This is a genomic window from Streptomyces lienomycini, from assembly GCF_027947595.1.
Taxonomy (GTDB): domain Bacteria; phylum Actinomycetota; class Actinomycetes; order Streptomycetales; family Streptomycetaceae; genus Streptomyces; species Streptomyces lienomycini.
This window is the reverse complement of the sequence record NZ_CP116257.1, coordinates 2,002,127-2,024,803: the sequence shown is the minus strand read 5'-3', so window position 1 is coordinate 2,024,803 and position 22,677 is coordinate 2,002,127. Positions and strand designations below refer to the sequence as shown.

Here is a 22,677-nt window from a genome sequence, read left to right as displayed (position 1 = left end):
GGAGTGCGGCCCGTCGCGGAGGGGGCTGCCCCCGTCAGGCGGGTGAGCCCGTGCCGACTTCGCGCCGGTCCGCACCGCCGGGCACCTGCGCGGCTGGTTCGCCGGCGACGCTCACCGTGCGCCCGCGTCCCAGGCCGGGGCGGAGGAGGACGAAGGCGAGCACCGCCGCCAGGAACGTGAGGCCCGCCGAGACGATCAGGCACAGGCGCATGCCGTCGAGGAAGGCGTCACCGACCGCGCCCCAGACCTGGCCGGCCCTCGGTCCGAGGGTCATCGAGCCCACCGCTCCGAGCCCGGCGTCCCGCGTCGCGTCGGTGACCTGGTCGGCCAGCGGGCCGTTCACGCCCGCGTCGGCGAGGTGGCCGGGGAGGGAGGAGACGGCACGGCCGGTGAGGAGGGCGCCGAGCACGGCGGGGCCGAGCGCTCCACCGACCTGGCGGAAGGCGTTGTTGCCGGCGGCCGCCATCCCGGCCAGCGGGTGCGGCACGGAGGCGACGGCGGTGGCCGTCATCGGCGTCGTCACCAGCCCCATGCCGAGCCCCAGCAGGAACAGCCGCCAGGACAGCGAGCCGAAGGAGGTACCGGCGTCGGCGCCGAGCAGGGTGAGCATGGCCGCGGTCATCATGAGCAGACCCGTGGTGATCATGAGCCGCGGTGAGAGCCGGTGCATGACGCGCCCGGCGACACCGCTGACGACCAGCGCGGCCCCGGTGATCACGAGCAGCCGCCAGGCGGTGCCGAGCGTGTCGAGCCGCTGGACCATGCCGAAGTAGAGGCTCAGCACGAAGAAGAAGCCGATCATGCCCAGGAACATGATCATGGCGACGAGGGTCGTGGCGGTGAAGCCCGGACTGCGGAAGAGCGCGAGGTCGAGCATCGGGTGGGCGGAGCGCCGCTCGGTGAGGACGAAGAGGGCCCCGCTGACGACGGCGACGGCGAGCGCGGCGACGACCTGGATGTCGCCGAAGGAACCGGCGCCTCCCTCGATGACGCCGTAGACGAGGGCGCTGATGGCGAGCGCGGCGGTGATCTGCCCGGGCCAGTCGAGCCGCCCGGCGCGGGGCGCGCGGGACTCGGGCAGGACCCGCAGCGATATGCCGACGGCGACGAGGGCGACGGGCAGCGGTACGAGGAAGATCCAGCGCCAGCTGACGTGGCTGAGGATCGTCCCGGCGAGCACACCGCCGACGGCGAGCGCGCCCAGCAGGCACATCGCCCAGATCCCGATGAACTTCCCGCGTTCCCGGTGGTCGGGTACGGCGTGGCTGATGAGGGCCAGTGTGGTGGGCAGCAGCGCGGCGGCGCCGAGCCCGGACAGCGCCTGCCCGGTCCACAGTTGGCCGATCGAGTGGGCGGTGAGCGACGTGGCCGCGCCGACGGCGGAGAGCACCAGCCCGGCGACGAAGACCTTGCGCCGGCCGTGCACGTCGCCGAAGACCCCGGCGGTGAGGATGAAGGCCGCCATCGGCAGCACGAAGGCGTCCGACACCCAGGCGAGCTGCGAGGTGGTCGTGGACAGCGCCGACTGGATGGCGGTCAGGCTCACCGAGACGCTGGTCACCGGCAGGTAGGCGACGAAGACCCCGAGGCAGGCCATGACGATGGTCGCACCGCGATGCGGCGCGGCTGAGGGCGGTGACTGGGACAACACAACTCCTTCGCGGCGCCGGGGCCCGGCGCGGGGAACAGACGATCGAGTCTCCACCGCCGTCGACATTTCCATGAAACCCGGAGCACGGGAACGGAGGAAACCTGCGCCTCAAGGCAGATCAGCCCATAATTGCTCCATGCTCGACACCCTGGACAGCCATATCCTCCATGCGCTGCACATCACACCCCGGGCGCCGTTCCGGCTGGTCGGAGAGGTGGTGGGAGCCTCGGAACAGACCGTCGCGCGCCGCTACCGGACCATGCGCCGCACCGGGACGGTGCGGGTGGTGGGCCTCGTCGACCCGGCGGTGCAGGGCCTGGCGGCGAGCGTGGTCCGGATCTCGCTGCGCCCCGACCGGATCGACGCGTGCGCCGAGGCGCTGACACGGCTTCCCGAGGTCTCCTTCGCGCACATCTCCTTCGGCGGCTCGGAGATCGTGTGCTCGATGGCGACACCCCACGAGGGGCGGATGCCGGAAGTGCTGCGCCAACTCGCCCGCACCCCGGGGGTCCTGGAGATCGACACCCGGATGACGCTGCACACCTACTCCCCGCCGGGCGCCGACTGGAGGCGGCTCGGCCCTTCGCTCCCCGAGGAGGCGGTGCGGTCCCTGCGCGCGCACCACCCGCCCGCGACGACACCGCAGGGCCCGCCGGTCGAACCGCACGAGGAGGACGCCGCGCTGCTCGCCGCGCTCGCCGAGGACGGCCGGGCGAGCCAGGCCACGCTCGCCGACCGCACCGGTTGGACCACGGGACGGGTCGCGCGACGACTGGAGGTGCTGGAGCGCTCGGGCACCCTGTTCTACGACGTGGACCTGGCCCTGGAGAAACTGGGCTACCCCTTCAGCGCCGCGGTCTGGCTGAACACCTCCCCCGCACGACTGCACGAAACGGGCTCGGCCGTGGCCGCGCTCCCCCGGGTCGTCTTCGCCTGTGCCACGACCGGGGACCAGAACCTGATGGCGATCGTCATGTGCACGGACACCACGGACTTCTACGACTGGCTCAGCCGCCACCTGGCGACCGTGCCCGGGGTCACCGGATACACGGTCAGCGTCCGCCTGCGCACCCTCAAGAAGGCCGCCTCGCTCGTCTACCAGGGACGCCTGATCGCACCGCCCCGGTGAGGGGCGGCTGCGCGGCAGGCGGACCGGCGGCGTGCTTCAGGGCTGCGGGTGAAGCTGCTCGATCCGGTCGCGCCTGGTGTACATGTCCCAGTACTGCTCGGCGAGTTCGTCGGGGTCGACGACCGGGAACCCACCGGTCGATCCCGAGGTCCCGGCCCCGGCGAGAAGTGCGCTCATCTCGCTGCGGGCGATCGTCGCGCCGACGGAGAGGGTCCCGGCGTAGATGCCCGCGCCGGCGAGTTCGCCGTGGAGGGAGTAGAGGTAGTTGCGGGCGGCGGCGCCGAGGGGAGCGGGCCCGCTCAGTCCCGGCACGGGGTGGACGGCCGTGACGCCGGTGGTCAGGAGGAAGGCGCCGTCTCCCCGCTCGGTCCATTCCGGCAGCATCGCGCGCACCACCTCCACGGGCGTCAGCAGGAACAGGGACAGGCCCTTCTCCAGCACGGCGGCGTCCGTCCGGGCGGCCGGGGTGAGGCTCTGCTCGGTGCTGAACGGCCCGTACTCGATCACGTCGATACGGCCGAAGCGCTCGCGGATGCTGTCGATCAGCGCCGACACCTCGGCGGGCCGGCCCAGGTCGGCGGTGAAACCGGCCGCTTCGATGCCGTCCGCGGCCAACTGCTCGGCAAGGGCGTCCACACGTTCGCGGCGCCGCGCCACCAGGGCGACGCGCATGCCCTCGCGGCCGAAGCGGCGGGCGACGGAGGCGCCGAGGCCGGTGCCCGCCCCGAAGACGGCGATCACTTTGGACATGGGGGAAGCTCCTTACTCCAGCCGTCCATGAAATTGACCAAGGGGTCAACTTATGGCCTCACCGTAACACTCAAATTGACCCCTGGGTCAAGTTATGCTGTCGGGCGGGACGCGGCGAGACCGGGCGCCGGGCCAGGACCAGGAGGAACCAGCACATGCGAGCCGACGCGCGACGGAACGCGGAGAAGCTGCGAGCAGCCGCCGCCGAACTGTTCCAGGAGCGCGGCCTGCACGTGCCGCTCAAGGAGATCGCCAGGCGGGCCGGCGTGAGCCATGGCACGCTCTACAACCTCTTCGGCACGCGTGAGGCCCTCATCGACGAGGTGGTGGCCGACCGTGCCACGCGCCGCCTGAACGAGGTCGCCCAGCAGGCCCTTGCCATCGACGACGCCTGGGACGGGTTCGCGCACTACGTCGAGAAGCTCTGCGAACTCCAGGCGACCGACCCCGCCGTCGCCGACGTGGTCGGTGGGCGCTGTCCGGGCGCGGAGCGACTGATGGCCGTCTGCGGCCAGAGCATGGACGCGGCACGGCGGATCGTCGGGAGGGCCCACGAAGCCGGCGTCCTGCGCCCCGACTTCACCGATGCGGACCTGGTGTTCGCCTTCGCCGCCAACAACCTGCTGGCCCGCGCCACCGCCGCGGCCGCCCCGAACGCCTGGCGCCGCCAGGTCGCCTACCTCCTGGACGGGCTGCGCACCGAGGCCGCCCGCACGCCCCTGCCCGCGAGCCGGCTGACGCGCCGTCAGGTCGAGGACGCCCTCGGGGGACTGCCCGGCAAGGGGTGAACCGACCGAGCGGCGCGACCGGGCCGCGCCGCCTCGGTCGTCACCCTGCCGCGGTCGGGCCGGAGCCGGGGCGGTTCCGGCTGCGGCCGTACTTCGCGAGCGTGTGGAAGGCGGCCTTGGGCTCCCAGGGCAGGCCGGGGTACGCGGTTCCGGTGCGGCCCCCGTCGAGGACCTTGACCACGCCGAAGGACGCCTTGTCGAAGTCACGGTCGTCGTCGGCGCCCGCGTGCGGGAGGTCGTAGCGGGCGAAGGTGTTGACGAAGGCCGCGTCGACGGCGGACTCGTCCATGGCGTCGATGAGTTCACGCAGGTAGTCGGCCTGTTCCCGTTCGTCCCGGGCCACGGGGCTGGTGAACCGCACCGGACGGGCACGGTCGTCCCAGGCGATGACGGCGTCTCCCCGGCCGCCGACGTCGGCGGCCCCGCGGTAGGTGGTGCAGCCGAACTCCGTGACGGCGGCCGGCTTGCCGTGTGCGGTCAACGCCCGCAGGCCGTCGGCGAGCCGGTCGGCGGTCTGCGCGTCGCGGTAGCCGGCATCGGTGGCGACGAGGTCGAACGGGGTCCAGTCGACGCCCTCGAACGGCAGGGAGGCGTACCCGACGCGTCCACCGAACCGGGCGCGTACCGCCGCGACCGCCTCACCGAGGAAGGCGTTGACCCGGGCCGGCAAGCCGGGCAGTGCGGCCCGCAACCGCTGGGGGTCGGCGAGGACGGCGGCCCGTTCCTCGAAGGTGTCGCCGGGGAGCATGCCGACGGTGAAGAGGGAGATCTCCGATCCGGTGAGGAAGACGACCTCGGCACCGTCACGTCGTAGCCGTTCGGCGCGTTCGGCGCCGTCGGCGAGGAAGTCGAGGAGTTCTCCGGTGGTGAGGCCGTTGGTGAACGGCGAGTACCAGACCTCCAGTTGGACTTCCGCCGCGTGGCGCGCGGCCGTTTCGAGCCGGTCGCGGATGCCGCCGGTGACCCGTACGGCGTCACAGCCCAGCTCCTCGCGGACGATCCGCATCTCGCGGCGGACGACGGCGGGGTCGAAGGGTTCGCGGGTGGTGGTTCCCGCGGTGGTGAAACCGGTGTCGTAGGTGATGCCGAAGGTGCGCACGACGGTGCTCTCCTCACGATGTACGGTACACGCCGTACCGTATTAGGTACTCACCGTACCTTGTGAGCGGCGGACGAAGGGACGCACGGGACGCCGGAAAGTACGCTGCGTACCGTAGGTCCAGATGTGCGGCGCGAGAGAGGACGGCCGGTGGCGCGAGCCCGGAAGGAAGTGCGACGGACCCCGGCGACGCGGCGACGCGGGGCCGAGCTGGAGGAGGCCATCCTGCGAGCGGCCGCCGATGTGCTGACGGAGTCCGGCGTCCCGGCGCTGACGATGGACGAGGTGGCCCGGCGGGCCGGGACGAACAAGAACACGCTGTACCGGCGCTGGCCCCACCGCGTCGCGCTCGGCGTGGCGGCGTACCGCCGGCTGGCCGCGACCGGGACCGTGCTGCCGGACACCGGCTCGCTGCGCGGCGACACCCTGGAGATGCTGCGGCGCGCGAACAGCACCTGGTCGTCACCGTACGGGGAGATCCTGCGCGGTCTGATCGCGGCGGCCGGCAGCACTCCCGAGCTGCTGGCCGAACTGCGTGACCCGGCGGCGGAGAGCGCGCACGAGGCGGCGTGGCTGACCCTCCTCGGGCGGGCGGTCGCCCGCGGAGACGCCGCACCCGAGGCACTGCACCCCCGAGTCGCGTACACGCCCATGGCGCTGCTGCGCAACGAGTACGTGACGCTCGGGGTCCCGACTGTGCCCGACGCCGTCCTCGCCGAGATCGTCGACGAGGTCTTCCTGCCCCTGGTCCGTGGACGGAGCCCGCGCGGGAGCGCATCGGCCCCGCAGGGCCCGCGCCAGTCGTGATCATGCGCCGGGGCGGAGGCCGCGAGGCGGCGCCCCGGGGTGTCACGCCTGGTGTGCGCGGTTCAGTCGCGCGGCTGCCTGGGAGCCGGCGAAGGCCCCGCCAGCGTCCATGAGGCCAGCAGGCCCAGCGCCTCGGCGGACGCCGACCGAGGTGCGGCGGTGTAGAGGAACAGGGTGGTCTCGCCGTCGCCGGGGAGCGAGAGGGTTTCGTACTCCACGGTGAGGTCACCGACCAGGGGGTGCCGGAGCCGCTTGGAACCATGGGTGCGCTGGTGCACGCGGTGCTGCTGCCACCAGCGGTCGAAGTCGTCGCTCCGCTTCCTCAGCTCCGTGATGAGCGCCTGTGTGGCCTGCCGGTCCGATTCGCGCACCGCGTCCAGACGCAGGTTCTCCACCGCGGCGCGGGCCTGGACGTCCCAGTCGACGAAGAGGTCGCGCGCGTCCTGATCGAGGAAGAGCCAGCGGGTGTAGTTGCGCTCGACGGCAGGCATGGCGTCGAAGTCCGCGAACAGGGCTCTGGCCATCCGGTTCGCCCCCAGGACTGCGGACTGCCGCCCCAGGACGAGGGCGGGGACAGCGGTGTCCAGGGAATCCAGCAGCCGGTGGAGCCCGGGGCGCAGACGCTGGACGCCGGGTGTGCGCGACGCGGGGCGGGTGGCGGTGACGCCGACGAGGTCCCTGAGATGGGCAAGGCCCGCCTCGTCCAGTCCCAGGGCCTGCCCGACGGCTTCGACCACGGCAGGGGACGGGTTGACGGAGCGGCCCTGTTCGAGGCGGGCGTAGTAGTCGGCGGACACACCCGCCAGGCGGGCGACTTCCTCCCGCCGCAGGCCGGGCACGCGCCGGACCCGCCCGTCCGGCGGCAGCCCGGCGTGCTCGGGATCGCACTGGGCGCGGGAGCGCTTGAGGAAGTCCGCCAGCTCACGGTTGGTGGGGGTCATGAGAGCAGTCTGTCCCGCCGAGAACGACGACGGCCTCCCCAGGGGAGGTCTGTCGGTCCTACTTCCGCGAGACATAGGCCGCGCAGGGCCCGCCCTGGCGTCCGGAACCGCTCCCGCGCGGTCCACGATCGAGTCAGCGCCGGATCAGCGGCCCGGCCCGGCGTCCCGTCGCGGCGTCCGCGCCGGCTACGGCTCCACCGCGCTGCGGCATCAGCGATGTCTACGGCATGTGAAGCATTCAAGACATCTACGGACAAGACATCTACGGAAGAGGGAACCCCCATGTCTGCCACCACCACTCCCCCCACCTGGTTCGTCACCGGCGCCTCCCGCGGCATCGGGCTGGAGCTGGTCCGGCAGCTGCTCGCCCGGGGCAGCAACGTCGCCGCCACCACCCGCTCCGCCGAGCGCCTGGTGAACGCGCTGGGCAGCACCGCCGACACCGGCCGGCTCCTCGCACTGACCGTGGACCTGACGGACGAGGCCGAGGTCAGGAGCGCCGTCGACCGGACCACCGAGCGATTCGGCCGACTCGACGTCGTCGTCAACAACGCGGGCTACGGCTACCTCGCGGCCGTCGAGGAGACCAGCGCCACGGCCGTACGGGACATGCTCGACGTCCAGGTCGGCGGGGTGTGGAACGTGCTGCGCGCGGCGCTGCCGGTCCTGCGTGAACAGCGCGCGGGCCGCGTCATCAACGTCTCCTCGATCCTGGGCCTGACCACGATGCCCGGCTGGGCCCTGTACTGCGCGGGCAAGTTCGCGCTCGAGGGGCTGAGCGAGGCGCTCGCCGCCGAGGTCGCGGAGTTCGGCATCAAGGTCACCGTCGTCGAGCCCGGTTACTTCCGCACCTCCTTCCTCACCTCGGACTCGCTGGTCCTGCCCGGCGAGACCACGGAGCACTACCCGGCCGTGCGGGCCATGGTGGAGGATCACCTCAAGCTCCAGGGCCACCAGCTCGGCGACCCGGTCAAGGGGGCCGCCGCCATCATCGAGCACGCCGGAATCGAGGACGGCCCCCTGCGCCAACTGCTGGGCTCCGACGCGCACGCCTTCGCCACCGCCAAGGTCGACGCCCTGCGGGCGAACCTCGACGCCACCGCCGCCTCCGCCCCCGCCACCGACTTCCCCAAGGGCTGAGCCGCCGGGACGCCGGGCCGTCCCGGCGTCCCACCGGACGTCCGGGAGCTCCTGCCCCGCGGCGCGATCGAGCCGTCGGGACAGTTGTACGCTGCGACCATGCAGTCGTCCGCTCCCTCTCCCTCGTCGGATTCCGCGCAGCCGGGTCGTCGCACCGAACCCGCTGAGCGCGGTCTGCTGACGGAGCGGATCGCGCGCCAGTTGGAGCACGAGATCCGCTCCGGTGAGATCGCGGTGGGGGCCAAGCTGCCTTCCGAGCGCGAACTGGCGGCCCAGTTCGGTTCCAGTCGCAATGTCGTGCGCGAGGTGCTGAGGCGGCTGGAGGCGCAACGCCTCATCGAGGTCGCGCCGGGGCGTGGTTCCTTCGTCCGGGAGCAGGGTTCGGGGCAGGCCAGGGAGTACGACTCGCTCTATCGCGCCGGTCGCCCGACGGTCCGTCAACTCATCGAGGCGCGGCTTCCGTTGGAGGTCGAGATGGTCCGGCTGGCGACCGGGCGGGCCACGGACGACGACATCGCCGTGATGCGACGCGCGTGCGAGGCCCTGGAGTCGGCCACGGACGTCGTGGTCAAGGCGCAGGCCGACATGGAGTTCCACGACGCGATCGCGGTGGCGAGCAAGAATCCCGTGCTGCGGATCATGCTGTCGTCGATCAGCGGGATGATGTTCGAGATGATGCTGCGCTCCAACTCGGACCCCTCGATCGGGGAGCCCGGAGTACCGCACCACCCGGAGATCTTCGAGGCGATCGAGGCGGGCGACGAGGACCTCGCGGCGACGCGGATGCGGGAGCACCTCATGCTCGGCCTGCGTACCTACGGGGCGGACCTCGACGTCCAGGTGGACATCATGGCGCGCAACCACATCGAGACCCTGCTGGGGCAGGCGGAGGCCCGGCGGGCGGGCAGCGGCAGAGCGGTCACGTAGCCTCCTCCCGCCTCGACCGGACCGGCCGGGCCGCCCCGGGCCCGGCCGCGTGATCGTTCCGTTGTGCGGATCTTTCCCTCAAGGGCTGTTCGGAAGCGCCGACCTCCTGTTACGGTCCCGTCAGCAAACTGGTCCTACCAGTTGGACCAGTGGTCCGGGAGGCGCAGACACCCGCCGGGGCCCATAGAGACACCCTCCACAGAGACGAGGACGACGATGTCCACGAGCAGTCGGCTGTTGAGCAGGCGCTCCTTCAACAGGCTGGCCGCGGGGACCGCCGCGACGGCCGCCGCGGGCGTGGTGAGCGCCTGTTCGCCGCAGGGCGGCAGCGCCTCGGCCGACAGCCCGTTGCGGATCATGGCGATCAACCACGTGTGGTCGCAGGCGATCAAGCGACGGACGAAGGAGTTCGAGGAGAAGACCGGGCGCCGGGTCTCGATGACCCTGCTCACCGCGGACCAGCTGTCGAGCAGTTACAACGTCAAGCTCAACGCCTCCGGCACCGACGTGGACGTCATGATGGTCCGCGCCCTCCAGGAGCAGCTGCTCTTCGCACACAACGACTGGCTGGCCGACCTCACCGACCGGGTCGAGGGCGACCGGGAGTTCGCCTGGGCGGACTTCCAGAAGGCACCGCGCGAGGCTTCCGTGACGGCCGGCAGGGTGCTGAGCGTCCCGGTGGTGACCGAACGCCCCACGCTGTACTACCGCAAGGACCTCGTCGACGGCCCGCCACGCACCCTGGACGCGCTGATGTCCGGCGCACTGGAACTCACGGACGGGAAGAAGGGGTTCTACGGGTACGTCGGCCGGGGCCAGCGCAGCGGCGCCGTCTCCCAGTGGTCCAGCTTCCTGTACTCGCACGGCGGCGACTTCCTCGTCGACGGCACCTCGGGCATCGGCAGCCGCCAGGCCCTGGCCGCCTACGAGTACTACGGCGATCTGCTCGGCCGGGCCGGCCCGCCCGGCGCCACCAACATGAGCCTCGAACAGGCCATGCCGATCTTCGCGCAGGGCAAGGCCGCCTTCTACATCGACGCCGACGCGATCTACAGCAGCTTCCTCGATCCGAAGGTCGCCACCCAGGGCGTACGGGAGTCCGTCGGCTTCGCACCCTTCCCCGCGGGCCCGGCCGGCGCCAAGCCGCACAACATCCCGTCCTGGAGCCTCGGCATCAACAAGTTCTCCCTGCTGCGCGACGAGGCGTGGGAGTTCATCAGGTGGGCCGCGGGACCCGCCATGTCCGCCGCCCTCCAGTCGGACGGCATCCCCGGCGCCCGCAGCTCCGTCTGGGCCGACCCGCGCACTCTCGCGTCCTTCCCGGCAGACCTCGCCGAGTCGATGCGGGTCAACGCCGAACGCGGGCTCGGCTACGACCGGCCTCGGGTCCTCCAGGTCGGCCGGGCCCGGGACATCGTCGGGCGTCCACTGGTCGCGGGGATTCTCGGCGAGTCCGTACGGCCCGTCGCGCGCGACGCCGACGCGGAGTTCGCCGATTTCCTCGTCCGCGACAACCGCCACAAGGAGTCCTGATGGCCACCACCGAGGTCTCCCCCGCACAGGTCGGCGCCCAGGGACGCCCGGACGCCCGCCGCGGCCGACCGCCGCGCACCTTCGAACAGGCCAACCGGCGCCTCAAATGGGCGATGCTCGCCCCGGCGCTGCTCTTCGTCGGCCTGATGATCGTCTTCCCGCTGGCCTTCACCCTCGACCTCAGTCTGACCGACGCGTTCGGGGCGGTGAACGCGGACAAGCGCCACATCGGTCTGCGGAACTTCCTCGACGCGCTGGGCGACACCCGCCGGTTCTGGCCCGCCGCACGCCGCACCCTGGTCTTCACCGTCGGCGCCGTGGTCCTGGAGACGGTGCTGGGGCTCGCGCTCGCGATGCTCATGCGCAAGCCGTTCCGCTGCATGCGTCTGGTGCGCACCGTCCTGATCATCCCGCTGCTCGCCACCCCCGTCGCGATCGGCGTCCTGTGGCTGCTGATCCTCGATCCCACCAACGGCATCGCCAACCATCTGCTCGCCGGCGTCGGGCTGCCCCGCCAGGAGTTCCTCGGCTCGGTGAGCCAGTCGCTGCCGGTGCTGATGCTCATCGACGTGTGGCAGTGGACCCCGATGATGACGCTGCTCCTGCTCGCGGGGCTGACCACCCTCCCCGAGGAGCCCGAGGAAGCCGCGCTCGTCGACGGCGCCAACGCCTGGCAGCGCTTCCGCCACGTGATCCTGCCGATGCTCGGCCCCACCCTCGCCACGGCTCTGGTCCTGCGCGCCGTCGACGCGCTCAAGACCTTCGACATCCTGTACGCCACCAAGGGCGCGGGCGGGGGCTCCGACTTCGAGGTGGAGACGCTCAACGTCTACGCCTACGGGCTCACCTTCGACTACCAGGAGTACGGCCTGGCCGCCGCCGTCCTGGTGCTGTTCACGTTGTTCATCATCGGTGTCGTGGTCCTGCTGCGCCGCCGCGGCGGAAGGAAGAACGGATGAGCGCCACCGTCACCCCTGCGGCCCGGCCGCCGCTCACGCCCGCCGCCCGGGGGCGCGGGCGCGGGAGGTGGACCTGGCTTCGCGGCACGGCCATCGCCCTGGTCACCCTCGTCTTCGCGCTGCCGCTGGTGTGGATGTTCGCCGCCGCGTTCAAGACCAACGTGCAGGTGACCGACCCGAGCGTGGGGCTCTGGTTCAGGCCCACCCTCGACAACTTCCGCAGCATCGTCGAGGCCGGGCAGATCGTGCGCTCCCTGGGCAACTCCCTGCTGGTCGGGGTGGTGTCCACGGTGCTGTCCGCCGTCATCGCCGTCCCCGCCGCGTGGGCCGTGGGCCGGTTCGGTATGCACCGCACCGGCTCACTGATCCTCGTCGCCCGCATCGTGCCCGCGATCTCCCTGCTCGTGCCCTGGTACTACCTGTTCGCGCAGATGGGACTCGTCGGCTCCTACACGGTCCTCGTGCTCAGCCACATGTTCGTCTCCGTGCCGCTGATCATGTGGGTGATGATCAGTTTCTTCGCGGGTCTCCCGGTCGAACTCGAAGAGGCCGCCCGCACCGACGGCCTGAGCGCGTTCGGCGCCTTCTGGCGCGTCTCGCTGCCCCTGGCCGCGCCCGGCACCGCGACCGCCTCGCTCCTCGCGTTCGTCTTCAGCTGGAACAACTTCATGTTCGCGCTGGTCTTCGCCGACGACCGCACCCAGACGGTGCCCGTGACCCTCTTCAACTTCATCTCGTACGCGAGCACGGACTGGGGCGGTCTCATGGCCGCCGCCACCCTCATCACCGTCCCCGTCGTCATCGCCGCCGTCATCGGCCAGAAGTACCTGGTGGCGGGCCTCACCGCAGGCGCCACCAAGGGCTGAGCAAGCCCAGCCCGCCCTACGCCACCGCACCGGAAAGAGCACACGTATGAAGATCGTCGACGCGAAGGTCGTCGTCACCAGCCCGGGCCGCAACTTCGTCACGCTGAAGCTGACGACCGACGACGGCCTCACCGGCCTCGGCGACGCCACCCTCAACGGCCGGGAACTCGCCGTCGTCAGCTATCTGACCGACCACGTCGTTCCTCTGCTCACCGGCCGCGACCCGCACCGGATCGAGGACACCTGGCAGTACCTGTACCGGGGGGCCTACTGGCGGCGCGGCCCCGTCACCATGGCCGCGATCGCCGCCGTGGACGTGGCGCTGTGGGACATCAAGGCGAAGGCCGCGGGCCTGCCGCTCTACCAGCTCCTCGGCGGCGCCAGCCGTGAGCGCGTCCGCGCCTACGGGCACGCGAACGGCCGCGACATCCCCGAACTCCTCGACTCCGTACGCGCCAGGCTCGCCGAGGGCTACCAGGCGGTGCGCGTCCAGTCGGGCATCCCCGGTCTGAAGGCCGTGTACGGCGTGCACAGCACCGACGACGGCGGTGCGCCCGTCCTGCACCAGCAGGCCCGGCCCCTCGTGGAGGACTGGGACACCGACGCCTACCTGCGCCACACGCCCACCGTCTTCGAGGCGGTCCGTGCGGAGTTCGGCGCCGAGCTGCCGCTGCTCCACGACGCGCACCACCGGCTCACCCCCGTCCAGGCGGCGCGGCTCGGCAGGGACCTGGAACCGTACCGCCCGTTCTGGCTGGAGGACTGCACGCCGGCCGAGAACCAGGAGGCCCTGCGCCTGGTGCGCCGCGGCACCACGACGCCGCTCGCGGTCGGCGAGGTCTTCAACACGGTGCACGACTACCAGACGCTGATCAGCGAGCAGCTGATCGACTACGTCCGTTCCGCGGTCACCCACTTCGGCGGTGTCACGCCGCTGCGCAAACTCCTCGACTTCGCCGCGCAGTTCCAGATCCGGAGCGCGGTGCACGGCCCCGAGGACATCTCCCCGGTGGGCATGGCGGCGGCACTCCACCTGGACCTCGCCGTGCACAACTTCGGGATCCAGGAGTACTCGGGCCACACCCCCCTCACCGACGAGGTCTTCCGGCACGCCTACACGTTCACCGACGGCCACCTCCACCCCGGCGAGGCCCCCGGCATCGGCGTGGAACTGGACGAGGACCTCGCGGCCGCCCACCCCTACGAAGCGGCCTACCTGCCGGTCAACCGACTGCAGGACGGAACCGTGCACGACTGGTGAGTACGCGACGTCGGCACCACCGTGCCCGCTCCGCCGCCGTCGGCCGGCCTGCCGTCCGTCGCCGTCCCTCGCTTCAGCACGCGCAGGAGACGCCCGCGCGCGGGGCGGTCAGGTCGTCCACAGGGCGCTGCTGGACGCCGGTGGCGGAGTCGTGGGCGAAGCCCTCGCGTACCCAGTACTCGAAGCCGCCGAGCATCTCCTTGACCTGGTAGCCGAGGCGGGCGAAGGCCAGCGCCGCGCGGGTCGCGCCGTTGCAGCCGGGACCCCAGCAGTAGGTGACCACGGTCAGGGCCGGGTCGATGAGCCGCGGGGCCAGGTCGGCGATCCGCGCGGTCGGGATGTGCACGGCGCCCGGGATGTGCCCCTGGTCCCAGGCGGCGCTGCCACGGGTGTCGACCACCACGATCCCCGGTTCGCCGGATTCCAGATCGGCGTGGACGTCGGAGACGTCCGCCTCGAAGGCGAGCCGGGCGGCATAGTGGGCGGCGGCCTCGGCGGGCGCGGCAGCGGGCACGCCGAGGACGGCACCGGTGTTCTCGGCGGAAGCGGTGACAGACATGGGGGCACCTCTTGTTCGTGCGGGTCGGAAGGGAGTCCGCGCGCCGTGCCGGGTCCCCGGCACGGCGCGCGAATCCATCCTCGGCCCCCCGCACCCCGCCCCACGAGTGGCATGAATGCCAGAGGTTTCCAAGATTCCGCCAGCCGTCTCAGTGCTCCCCGTCCGCGCGGGGAGGCGCGGGGGCGCGGGTGAACGTCTTGCGGTAGGCCGTCGGCGTCGTCCGCATCCGGCGTGCGAAGTGGTGCCGGTACGTCGCGGTGCTGTCGAAGCCGACCGCGGCGGCGACCTCGTCCACGGTGCCCTCCCCGGACTCGAGCAGCGGCAGGCTGGCAGCCACCCGCTGGGCGATGACCCAGCGCATGGGGCTCACGCCGTTGCGGCGGGTGAAGTGCCTCGCGTACGAGCGCTGCGACATACACGCGGCCCCGGCCAGGGCGGGCACCGACAACGGTGTGCGCAGATGGCGCAGCGCCCAGTCCATGCTCCGCATGACGCCGTCGCCGTCGCCCTCGGGATCGATGCCTCCCACCGCCGCCTCGATGAACTGGGCCTGCCCGCCCTCGCGGTGCGGGGGAACGACGAAGCGACGCGCCACCGCGTTGGCCACGCCGGCACCGTGATCGGCCCGGACCAGGTAGAGGCACAGGTCGATACCGGCCGCGCTGCCCGCGCTGGTGAGGACGTCGCCGTTGTCGACGTACAGCACGTCGGGGTCGACCTCGATCCCGGGATGCCGTTCGGCGAGCGCGCGGGCGTAACGCCAGTGCGTGGTGGCGCGTCGGCCCTCCAGCAGGCCGGTCGCGGCCAGTGCGAACGCCCCCGAGCAGATCGACACCAGGCGGGCCCCCCGCGCATGGGCCCGCAGCAGCGCGTCCACCAGGGCGGGCGAGACGTCCGCCCCGGTCTCGGCCACCCCCGCACGATCACCGTGTCCGCGGCGGCCAGCGCGTCGAGGCCGCACTCGGCGCGCAGGGTGAACCCGCCGACCGCCCGCAGATCCCGGCCGGGCTCCTCGGCGCACACCCGCAGCTCATACCAGGGCAGCTCCCCCAGTTCCGGCCGCGACAGGCCGAAGACCTCCACCACGACGCCCAGTTCGAAGGGCGCCATGCCCTCGAAGGCCAGTACCGCCACCACGTGCCGCTTCGCCATGGCTGAACACTAACGACCCGTGGCATCCGGCCAGGGGGTCATGCACCAGCCGTGCGGACCCACTCGGCCCACACCGTCCTGCCCGGCCCGGCGGACCGCGGGTACCGGCCCCAGCGGGTCGCGAGCGCCACGACGAGGAGCAGCCCTATGCCCGCCGGCGGACACGGGAGTCGTCCACATCCGGGCCGTTATGCGGACTGTGGCTGGAGGTAGCGGGCCAGCAGGTCGTCCAGGCTCACGATGCCGGTGAGCCGCCCCGCGCCGTCGCGGACCACGGCGAGCGACGCCCGGCGCCGGCGCAGGACCTCGATGGCCTCGGCGACCGTGGCGTCCTCCGCCAGTTCCGGCACGGGGCGTGCCAGCGCGCGGGCGCCGGTCGTCCGCCCTCGCGCTCGCGCCACCAGGACGTCGCGGGCGTGCACCGAGCCGAGGATCGCGTCCTCCCGGCGGACCAGCAGCCGGGTGCGGTCGTGCGCGGCGGCCACGCTCAGGATGTGCTCGGCGTCGGCGTCGGCGTGGACCGCGACGATGTCGGCGGCCGGTACCACCAGGTCGCGCACGGGCGTCTCGGGCTCGGTCAGTGACCGGGTCAGCAGGTCGGAGTCGGTCTCGCTGATCAGGCCGAGCCGTTCGGACTCCTCCACGAGGTGGGTGAGCTGCTCCCGGTTGTGGACGGAGGCCAGTTCGTCGCGCGGGGTGACCCGGCAGAGGCGGACCAGGGCGTTGCTGAGCCTGTTGAGGACCCGGATCAGCGGCCGTACGGCGGTCGCGACGGCGCGGAAGGGCGGGGCCAGCAGCATCGCGGAGCGCTCGGGGTGGGCGATGGCCCAGGACTTGGGCGCCATCTCGCCGAGGACCATGTGCAGGAACACCACGACGATCATCGCCACGGCGAAGGCCACGCCGTAGCTGAGCGCGGCGGGCAGGCCCAGCCTGTGCAGCAGCGGGTCCAGTTCGTGGGAGATCGCGGGCTTGGACACGGAGCCCAGTCCCAGGGTGCACACGGTGATGCCGAGCTGGGCGCCGGCCAGCATCAGCGAGAGCTCCCGCATTCCGGCCAGCGCGGCCCTGGCGCCGCGCCGCCCGTCGGCCACGGCCTTCTCCATGCGGTGCCGTTTGGCGGCGACCAGCGCGAACTCGGCCGCGACGAAGAACCCACTGCCGACGAGCAGGAGGACGGTGACGAAGAGTGCCGTCGGGAAACTCATGCCTGCTCCTCCGCCTTCTCGGCCGGCCGCTCGATCCGGATCCGTTCGGGCACGTGCCGGTCGAGGGTGCGTACGTCGATCACGGCGCTGCCACCTCCGCGCAGCTCCACGGTGAGCCGGTCCCCGATCGCCGGGAAGCGGCCGAGCCGGTCGACGATGAGCCCGGCCACGGTTTCGTAGTCGTCCTCCTCGGGCAGCTCGACGCCGGTGGCCTCGGCCACCTCGTCCAGGCGGCGCCCGGCGTCCACCAGCCATCCCCCGCCGTCCGCGACGGCCACCTCGGTGACGGTGTCCGACTCGTCGGCGATGTCTCCCACCAGTTCCTCGGCGATGTCCTCGTAGGTCACGACACCGGCCACGCCTCCGTGCTCGTCCAGGACGACGGCGAACTCGTCGTCCTGCTCGCGCATCCGCCGTACGGCGTCCGGCAGCGGCAGGGTGTCCGGCAGCAGCAGGGGACGCCGGGCCGCCGTCCCGACCGCGGTGGCGGTGGTCTGCCCGGCGGGCAGCCTCATCAGCTCCCGCACCCCCAGTACGCCCGCCACGTCGTCCGGATGGTCGCCGAGTACGGGGTAGTTGGAGTGGCCGTGCCCGGCGATGAGGGTGATGGCCTCGGCGGCCGTGGCGTCCTTGCGGACGAAGACCGCGTCCGCGCGCGGCACCATCACCTCGCGCAGGGTCCGCTCGGAGAACTCCAGGGCGTGGTCGAGCAGTTCGGCCGTGCCGCGGGGCAGCTCTCCCTGTTCGTGGGCCTCGCCGATCAGGTGGCCCAGCTCCTCCAGGGTGGCGCCGTGGTGCAGTTCCTCGACCGGTTCGATGCCGACCCCGCGCAGCAGCTTGTTGGCCGCCCCGTCGAAGATCCGGACGACCGGGCCGACCACCTTCAGGTAGCCCAGCGTGGAACCGGACAGCGCCTTGGCCAGCCGTTCCGGGACGGCGATGGCGAGGTTCTTCGGGGCCAGCTCGCCCAGCACCATCTGCACGACCGTGGCGAGGACGAAGGCGAGGACGACGGAGATGCCGGTGACGGCGCCGTCGGGGACGCCGATGCCGGACAGCACGGGCCGCAGCAGCGCGGAGACGGACGGCTCGGCGATGAAGCCGACCACCAGACCGGTCACCGTGATGCCGAGTTGGGCGCCCGAGAGCATGAACGACAGCCGCTCCAGCACCTTCAGGGCGCGGGCGGCCTTCTTGTCCCCCTTCTCCGCCTCACGGGCGAGGGCCAGCCGGTCGGCCGAGACGTAGGCGAACTCCTGGGCGACGAAGTAGCCGGTACCGGCGGTGAGGACGAACACGGCCAGCACCCCCAGCCAGGCTTCGACGGCACTCATCCGACACCACCCCGCCGTGATCCGTGCTCGGGCGGTGCGGGGCGAAAGGGGCGGGGACCGCACCCCGAAGGGTCCGTCGATCTGGCGGACAAGCTCTGGCTCCCTCACTAGAAGTGCAGACAGAAGAACGATTCTGGTCGAAACCGGGTTCCCGGCCGCCGCGCGCCGGCCCGTGTCGGGCCCGCGGCCCGCCCGTCCCGGCACGCCACCGAGGGCGAGACTCCTCACAAGTGGCATTTGGCCAGGTCAGCAGCACCTTTCGGCCTTTCCGAACGCGGTCGGCCGGAGCGCGCTCCCTGCCTGTCCGACCAACTCTATGCTTCTACTCGTTTGTAGAAACAGGCCTGGGGACGACCCTGGCCGCACCCCCTGGAGACGACACATGGCTTCGATCGATCTGGACAAGGTGCTGGACAAGACGTGGGCGGACAAGAGTCTGCCGGAGATACTCGCCGCCCCGGTCGCGGCACTGAAGGGCGTCTCCGACCGCGACGGCGAACTGCTCGACGAGGCGTTCGGGGTCAAGACGGTGGCGGACCTGGCCGAGTTGAAGTACGTCCGCTGGGCCCAGGCACTCGCCGCTCTCGAAGCCGCCAAGTAGTCCTCCCCGGCAGGGGCCCGGTGCCGTCCGTCCACACCTTCCCGGCCGGACGGCACCACCTCATGGAACACAAGTACGCGTAAGGAGTGGACGCCACGATGGTGTTCAAGCGACTTCTCGGCTCGCTCGGCGTGGGCGCCCCCACGGTCGACACGGTGCTCGATCCGGCTCCCGTCCTGCCCGGCGGCATGCTCGCCGGCGAGGTTCGCCTGCGGGGCGGGCAGGCCGACTTCGACGTCGAGCACATCACCCTCGAACTCGTGGCCCGGGTCGAGGCGGAGCACGAGGACGGGGAGAGCGAGGGCGTCGTCGTCTTCGACCGGTTCACCGTCGGCGGCGGCTTCCGACTCGGGGCGGAGGAAGAGCGCGGGGTACCCTTCCGCGTCACGCTGCCGTGGGAGACGCCGATCACCGAGCTGTACGGACAGCACCTGGGCATCGTGCTCGGCGTGCGCACCGAACTGGCGGTCGCCGGCGCCAGGGACAAGGGCGACCTGGACCAGCTCACCGTCACGGCCCTGCCCGTCCAGGAGGCCGTCCTGGAAGCCTTCGGACAGGTCGGTTTCGGCTTCAGGTCGGCCGACCTGGAGTACGGGCGCATCGCAGGGACGGGCCAGCAGCTGCCGTTCTACCAGGAGATCGAACTCGTCCCCGCTCCTCAGTACGCCCACCGGCTCAACGAGGTCGAGCTGACCTTCCTGGCCGGACCCGGCGGGATCGACGTGGTCCTGGAGGCGGACAAGCGCGGCGGGCTCCTCACCTCCGGCCACGACGCCGTCACCCGCTTCACCGTCGGCCACCACGACGTCCGCGACTGGGCGGCCGAGGTGGACGGCTGGATCCGGCAGCTCGTCGAGCACCACTCGACGTACGGGGCCCCGGCCGCGTACGGACACGGCGCCCCGTACACCGATCACGGACACCACGACGACCACCATCGCTCGGGCCCCGGTGTGGGCACGGCCGTGGCGGCCGGAGCGGCCGGCCTCGCGGTCGGCGTGGTCGGCGGCATGGTCGCCGCGGAAGTCGTGGACGAGGTCGGCGACTTCTTCGAAGGCGACGACGAGGAGGAGGACGAGGGCTGAGGCCCCGCACGCTCAGCGGATGCGTGCGGGATCGAGGTCGGTTCCGACCACGAAGGTCACCATGCCCGAGGCGGCCTCTGCGTCCTGTTCGGCCCGTACGCCGCTCGCTCTGGACGCGAGAACGTCCGCCTGCCGTTCCAGGCCGGGCGGGTGTGTCACCGTACTGCTGCCGCTCTTCGGCGCGTTGCCCGTGCCGACGACGGTGAAGCCCGCCTCGCGCAGCTTCTCGGCGACGGCGGCGGCCCGCCCGGACACCCCGGTGCCGTTGAGGACCCGCACGCGGACGGCGGAGGCGTGGAGCGGGTCCTTCGCGTCCGCCTCCACGCGCTCCTTGTCGATCTCCCGGTCCTCGGCCAGCGCGGTGAACACCTCGGCGGCCTGCGGGTACTGCCACACCACGTTGGCCTTGTCACTGGCCACGTCGGCCTCGCGCGGGTAGTTCGGCACCGTGAGGAAGGTGAGCCGGTCGCTCGGAATGCCCTTGAGCTCGGACGCGAGGCCGGAGAGCGGTTTGATGCCGGCCAGGTCCTGGTCCGTGGTCAGCGACTTGGTGGCCGACTGCAAGAAGCCGTAGAGGGCGCCGGGGCTGGTCAGCTTGGACTGGGCCTTGGCGGCCAGTGCCTCCATGAACTCCTGCTGCCTGCCGATCCGTCCGACGTCCGAACCGTCCCCGATGCTGTAGCGGGCGCGTACGTACCCGAGCGCCTCCTCGTCCTTGACGGTCTGGCAGCCGGCCTCCAGGTCCAGGTGGGCCTTCTCGTCATGGATGGCGTCCTCGGGGCAGACCTCTATGCCGTCGAGTGCGTTGACCATGCCCTTGAAGCCCTGGAAGTCGACGGACATGAAGTGGTCGATGCGCAGTCCGGTGCTGGCTTCCACCGTCTTGATGGTGCAGGCGGCGGCACCGGCCACCTCGCCGCTGGTGCCGCCGGTCGCGAACGCCTCGTTGATCTTGGCGTGGTGCGGTGTGGAGGTCACGCCGTTCCCCTTGTCGCAGGCGGATATCTCCACCCAGGAATCGCGCGGGAACGACACGACCGTGGCCCACTCCCGGTTCGCGGGTATGTGCAGCACCATCAGCGTGTCGGACTGCATGGTGGTCAGGCCCTTGCCGTACTGGGCGTTGTCGCCGTCCCGGCTGTCCGAGCCCACGACCAGGATGTTCTTCGAACCGGGGCTGACCTTCTCGGGTCGCTCGCCCCCGAGCTTGTTGTCGACGTCGGCGGCGTGGATGTTGTCGTCCAGGTCGTGGTAGACCCACGCACCGGCCCCGGCGGCGCCCAGGACCAGCACGGAGCACACCCCGGCACACCACAGCAGGATCCTGCCCCGCCTGGTCAGCCTGGCCGGCCCGCCCAACGAAGCCCGCCGTTTTCCGTTGCCACTCACTGAGGCCCGTTCCTCCGCCCAGTCCGTCCCTCGAACAGGTGAACTCTACATACTTGTAGAAGTTAGCTCTACAGGTATGTAGAACTTGGCGGGAACGTCTGGCCGATCGGTCCGGCGATCAGAGGGGTGTCGCGGAGTTCAGGATGAAGTACATGGTCACGGCGGAGTTCGCCGAAGCCGTCGCCGACACGGCGGTCCCCGCCGCGGCGGCCCACGCCGCCCAGCCCACCGAAGTCGACACCGACGACCAACCGCGCGTCACCGGGGCGGGGCCGAGCAACGCGGCCACCCGGCGAGGCACCGGGCCCGGCGCCGCCATGCCGGCCAGCGTCGGCACCGGAACTCCGCGTGACACCAGCGCGGCCTTCCCGATCGCCTGCGCCACGACCCGGCGGCTCTTCACCGTCCGGGCCGCCTCCTCGTCCGCCCACCGCTCCGCGGCGTACGTCACGGTGGTGCGCAGCGGCCGCAGGAACGGGTTGGCGCGCGAGGCGAGCTGTACGGCCAGCAGGAACCGATGATGACGGTGGGCGAGGTGCGCCCGCTCGTGGGCGAACAGCGCCCGGCGCTCCGCCGACTCCAGGCAGCCCAGCAGGGCGGTGGTCACCACGACCCGGTCACGTCGCCCACCGGGGAGGGCGTACGCGTAGGGGACGTCGTCCGGCAGGACGGCCACCGCCGTGTCCGGCAGTCCGACCAGCGCGCGGTGGGAGCGGCGGCGTACCCGGCCGTGCCGCCACAGCACCCGGCCGCAGGCCAGCAGCACCGCGCCCAGCGCGGGAATCGCCGTCTTGCCGGCCACCTCGTCGTACGGCACCGCCGCCCGCACCTCCGGATCGGACCAGCCGTCGGGCAGCGGGTTGCCCGGCAGCTGCGCCGTGCCGACCACCATGACCAGCGCCAGGCACACCGTGCTGCACAGCGCCATCGCGACGGCCAGAGCGGTGAGCATCCTGGTCGCGGTCCGCGGGTGCAGATGGTGTTCGGCGAGGCGGGCGATCGGCCATGCCGTCAGAGGCAGGACCAGGGGGAGGAAGACGAAGACACCCATGAGGCGTCAGTCTCCCCCCTCGCCGCGGGGGTGGGCCAGCAGCTCGCGCAGCAGCAGTTCGTCGGCCGGGTCCAGAGCCGTGAGGAAGCTGGTCAGCACCGCTTCCCTGTCGTTCTCGGCGTCCAGGACCTTGCGCATCCTGCGCGCCGCCAGACCCGCCTCGTCGGCGACCGGCTTCCAGGTGAAGGAGCGGCCCGCCCGCTCACGGGTGACCACGCCCTTGTCCAGCAGCCGGGTCAGGATCGTGATGACCGTCGTATAGGCGAGATCCTCGCCGAGCCGCTCGTGCACCCGGCCGGCCGTCGCCGGAGCACCGGTCTCCCGCAGCGCCGACAGCACCAGCGCCTCCAGTTCACCCTGCCCCCGCCGCCGGGGACGTCGGCCGTCCGCCACGTCCTGTCTCCCTTCCGCCCGCCGCACCTTCCCGGGCGGACATCGTATAGACGC

At 71.8% G+C, this 22,677-nt stretch carries 23 protein-coding genes; 11 read left to right on the top strand and 12 right to left on the bottom strand.

Annotated elements, in window-relative coordinates; translation table 11 throughout:
* Window positions 1-34: 34 nt before the first annotated feature.
* Window positions 35-1,597: an MFS transporter gene (locus BJ961_RS09355; protein ID WP_271417004.1), complete on the bottom strand. Its 1,563-nt coding sequence runs from the start codon at window positions 1,595-1,597 to the stop codon at window positions 35-37.
* 190 nt (window positions 1,598-1,787) lie between these two features.
* Here BJ961_RS09355 and BJ961_RS09350 point away from each other — a divergent pair, with 190 nt between their 5' ends.
* Complete coding sequence (locus BJ961_RS09350; protein WP_271320840.1) at window positions 1,788-2,780, top strand: Lrp/AsnC family transcriptional regulator; 993 nt, start codon at window positions 1,788-1,790, stop codon at window positions 2,778-2,780.
* Window positions 2,781-2,816: 36 nt separating this feature from the next.
* Here BJ961_RS09350 and BJ961_RS09345 read toward each other — a convergent pair whose 3' ends face one another.
* Entirely contained in the window at window positions 2,817-3,530 is a 714-nt protein-coding gene (locus tag BJ961_RS09345) for an SDR family NAD(P)-dependent oxidoreductase (protein WP_271320839.1), read from the bottom strand.
* Window positions 3,531-3,685: 155 nt separating this feature from the next.
* Here BJ961_RS09345 and BJ961_RS09340 point away from each other — a divergent pair, with 155 nt between their 5' ends.
* Window positions 3,686-4,318 carry a TetR/AcrR family transcriptional regulator gene (locus BJ961_RS09340; protein WP_271320838.1) on the top strand — a complete coding sequence of 211 codons (633 nt, stop codon included), beginning with the start codon at window positions 3,686-3,688 and terminating at the stop codon, window positions 4,316-4,318.
* A 40-nt stretch (window positions 4,319-4,358) separates the two neighbouring features.
* On the opposite strand, the gene BJ961_RS09335 is transcribed toward BJ961_RS09340, so the two are convergent.
* On the bottom strand, window positions 4,359-5,417 hold the full coding sequence (locus tag BJ961_RS09335) for a hypothetical protein (RefSeq protein WP_271320837.1): 1,059 nt from the start codon (window positions 5,415-5,417) through the stop codon (window positions 4,359-4,361).
* A 171-nt stretch (window positions 5,418-5,588) separates the two neighbouring features.
* On the opposite strand from BJ961_RS09335, the gene BJ961_RS09330 reads away from it, so the two are divergent.
* The gene (locus BJ961_RS09330; protein WP_271320836.1) at window positions 5,589-6,224 is read left to right on the top strand and encodes a TetR/AcrR family transcriptional regulator; all 636 of its coding nucleotides are present in this window, start codon (window positions 5,589-5,591) and stop codon (window positions 6,222-6,224) included.
* 62 nt (window positions 6,225-6,286) lie between these two features.
* On the opposite strand, the gene BJ961_RS09325 is transcribed toward BJ961_RS09330, so the two are convergent.
* Entirely contained in the window at window positions 6,287-7,165 is an 879-nt protein-coding gene (locus BJ961_RS09325) for a helix-turn-helix transcriptional regulator (RefSeq protein WP_271320835.1), read from the bottom strand.
* Window positions 7,166-7,447: 282 nt separating this feature from the next.
* Here BJ961_RS09325 and BJ961_RS09320 point away from each other — a divergent pair, with 282 nt between their 5' ends.
* Window positions 7,448-8,305 carry an SDR family NAD(P)-dependent oxidoreductase gene (locus tag BJ961_RS09320; protein WP_271320834.1) on the top strand — a complete coding sequence of 286 codons (858 nt, stop codon included), beginning with the start codon at window positions 7,448-7,450 and terminating at the stop codon, window positions 8,303-8,305.
* 99 nt (window positions 8,306-8,404) lie between these two features.
* Entirely contained in the window at window positions 8,405-9,232 is an 828-nt protein-coding gene (locus BJ961_RS09315) for a FadR/GntR family transcriptional regulator (RefSeq protein ID WP_271320833.1), read from the top strand.
* A gap of 134 nt (window positions 9,233-9,366) precedes the next feature.
* Here the strand turns inward: BJ961_RS09315 and BJ961_RS09310 are convergent, their stop codons facing one another.
* Window positions 9,367-9,591 (bottom strand): hypothetical protein, encoded by a 225-nt coding sequence (locus tag BJ961_RS09310; RefSeq protein ID WP_271320832.1) that lies wholly within the window; start codon window positions 9,589-9,591, stop codon window positions 9,367-9,369.
* Between BJ961_RS09310 and BJ961_RS09305 the strand changes: the two genes are divergently transcribed.
* From BJ961_RS09305 to manD, 4 genes are read left to right on the top strand one after another with little or no spacing between them, the layout of a single operon-like run.
* The gene (locus tag BJ961_RS09305) at window positions 9,590-10,765 is read left to right on the top strand and encodes an ABC transporter substrate-binding protein (RefSeq protein ID WP_271320831.1); all 1,176 of its coding nucleotides are present in this window, start codon (window positions 9,590-9,592) and stop codon (window positions 10,763-10,765) included. The genes BJ961_RS09310 and BJ961_RS09305 overlap by 2 nt on opposite strands.
* Window positions 10,765-11,724, top strand: a complete 960-nt coding sequence (locus tag BJ961_RS09300) for a carbohydrate ABC transporter permease (protein WP_271320830.1) — start codon at window positions 10,765-10,767, stop codon at window positions 11,722-11,724. Before BJ961_RS09305 ends, BJ961_RS09300 begins: the two co-directional genes overlap by 1 nt.
* Window positions 11,721-12,590: a carbohydrate ABC transporter permease gene (locus BJ961_RS09295; RefSeq protein ID WP_271320829.1), complete on the top strand. Its 870-nt coding sequence runs from the start codon at window positions 11,721-11,723 to the stop codon at window positions 12,588-12,590. Before BJ961_RS09300 ends, BJ961_RS09295 begins: the two co-directional genes overlap by 4 nt.
* Before the next feature lie 46 nt (window positions 12,591-12,636).
* Entirely contained in the window at window positions 12,637-13,851 is a 1,215-nt protein-coding gene (gene manD, locus BJ961_RS09290) for a D-mannonate dehydratase ManD (protein ID WP_271320828.1), read from the top strand.
* Between the two features lie 73 nt (window positions 13,852-13,924).
* On the opposite strand, the gene BJ961_RS09285 is transcribed toward manD, so the two are convergent.
* The 4 genes from BJ961_RS09285 to BJ961_RS09265 form a co-directional block, all read right to left on the bottom strand.
* A complete protein-coding gene (locus BJ961_RS09285) occupies window positions 13,925-14,410 on the bottom strand; it encodes a rhodanese-like domain-containing protein (protein ID WP_271320827.1) in 486 nt (161 codons plus the stop codon).
* 148 nt (window positions 14,411-14,558) lie between these two features.
* Window positions 14,559-15,323, bottom strand: coding sequence for a helix-turn-helix domain-containing protein (locus BJ961_RS09280; RefSeq protein WP_333782078.1), 765 nt, complete (start codon window positions 15,321-15,323; stop codon window positions 14,559-14,561).
* A 427-nt stretch (window positions 15,324-15,750) separates the two neighbouring features.
* Window positions 15,751-16,770 carry a hemolysin family protein gene (locus BJ961_RS09270; protein WP_271320826.1) on the bottom strand — a complete coding sequence of 340 codons (1,020 nt, stop codon included), beginning with the start codon at window positions 16,768-16,770 and terminating at the stop codon, window positions 15,751-15,753.
* Window positions 16,767-18,104, bottom strand: a complete 1,338-nt coding sequence (locus BJ961_RS09265; protein ID WP_271320825.1) for a hemolysin family protein — start codon at window positions 18,102-18,104, stop codon at window positions 16,767-16,769. The genes BJ961_RS09270 and BJ961_RS09265 overlap by 4 nt, the downstream gene beginning before the upstream one ends.
* 382 nt (window positions 18,105-18,486) lie before the next feature.
* On the opposite strand from BJ961_RS09265, the gene BJ961_RS09260 reads away from it, so the two are divergent.
* Together BJ961_RS09260 and BJ961_RS09255 are read left to right on the top strand one after the other, a co-directional pair.
* On the top strand, window positions 18,487-18,705 hold the full coding sequence (locus BJ961_RS09260) for a hypothetical protein (protein ID WP_271320824.1): 219 nt from the start codon (window positions 18,487-18,489) through the stop codon (window positions 18,703-18,705).
* Between the two features lie 98 nt (window positions 18,706-18,803).
* Entirely contained in the window at window positions 18,804-19,790 is a 987-nt protein-coding gene (locus BJ961_RS09255) for a sporulation protein (protein ID WP_271320823.1), read from the top strand.
* Window positions 19,791-19,802: 12 nt separating this feature from the next.
* On the opposite strand, the gene BJ961_RS09250 is transcribed toward BJ961_RS09255, so the two are convergent.
* From BJ961_RS09250 to BJ961_RS09240, 3 genes are all read right to left on the bottom strand, one after another.
* Window positions 19,803-21,179, bottom strand: a complete 1,377-nt coding sequence (locus BJ961_RS09250) for an LCP family protein (RefSeq protein ID WP_456300676.1) — start codon at window positions 21,177-21,179, stop codon at window positions 19,803-19,805.
* A 118-nt stretch (window positions 21,180-21,297) separates the two neighbouring features.
* Window positions 21,298-22,230: a M56 family metallopeptidase gene (locus BJ961_RS09245; protein WP_271320821.1), complete on the bottom strand. Its 933-nt coding sequence runs from the start codon at window positions 22,228-22,230 to the stop codon at window positions 21,298-21,300.
* A gap of 6 nt (window positions 22,231-22,236) precedes the next feature.
* Entirely contained in the window at window positions 22,237-22,623 is a 387-nt protein-coding gene (locus BJ961_RS09240) for a BlaI/MecI/CopY family transcriptional regulator (RefSeq protein ID WP_271320820.1), read from the bottom strand.
* Window positions 22,624-22,677: the final 54 nt, after the last annotated feature.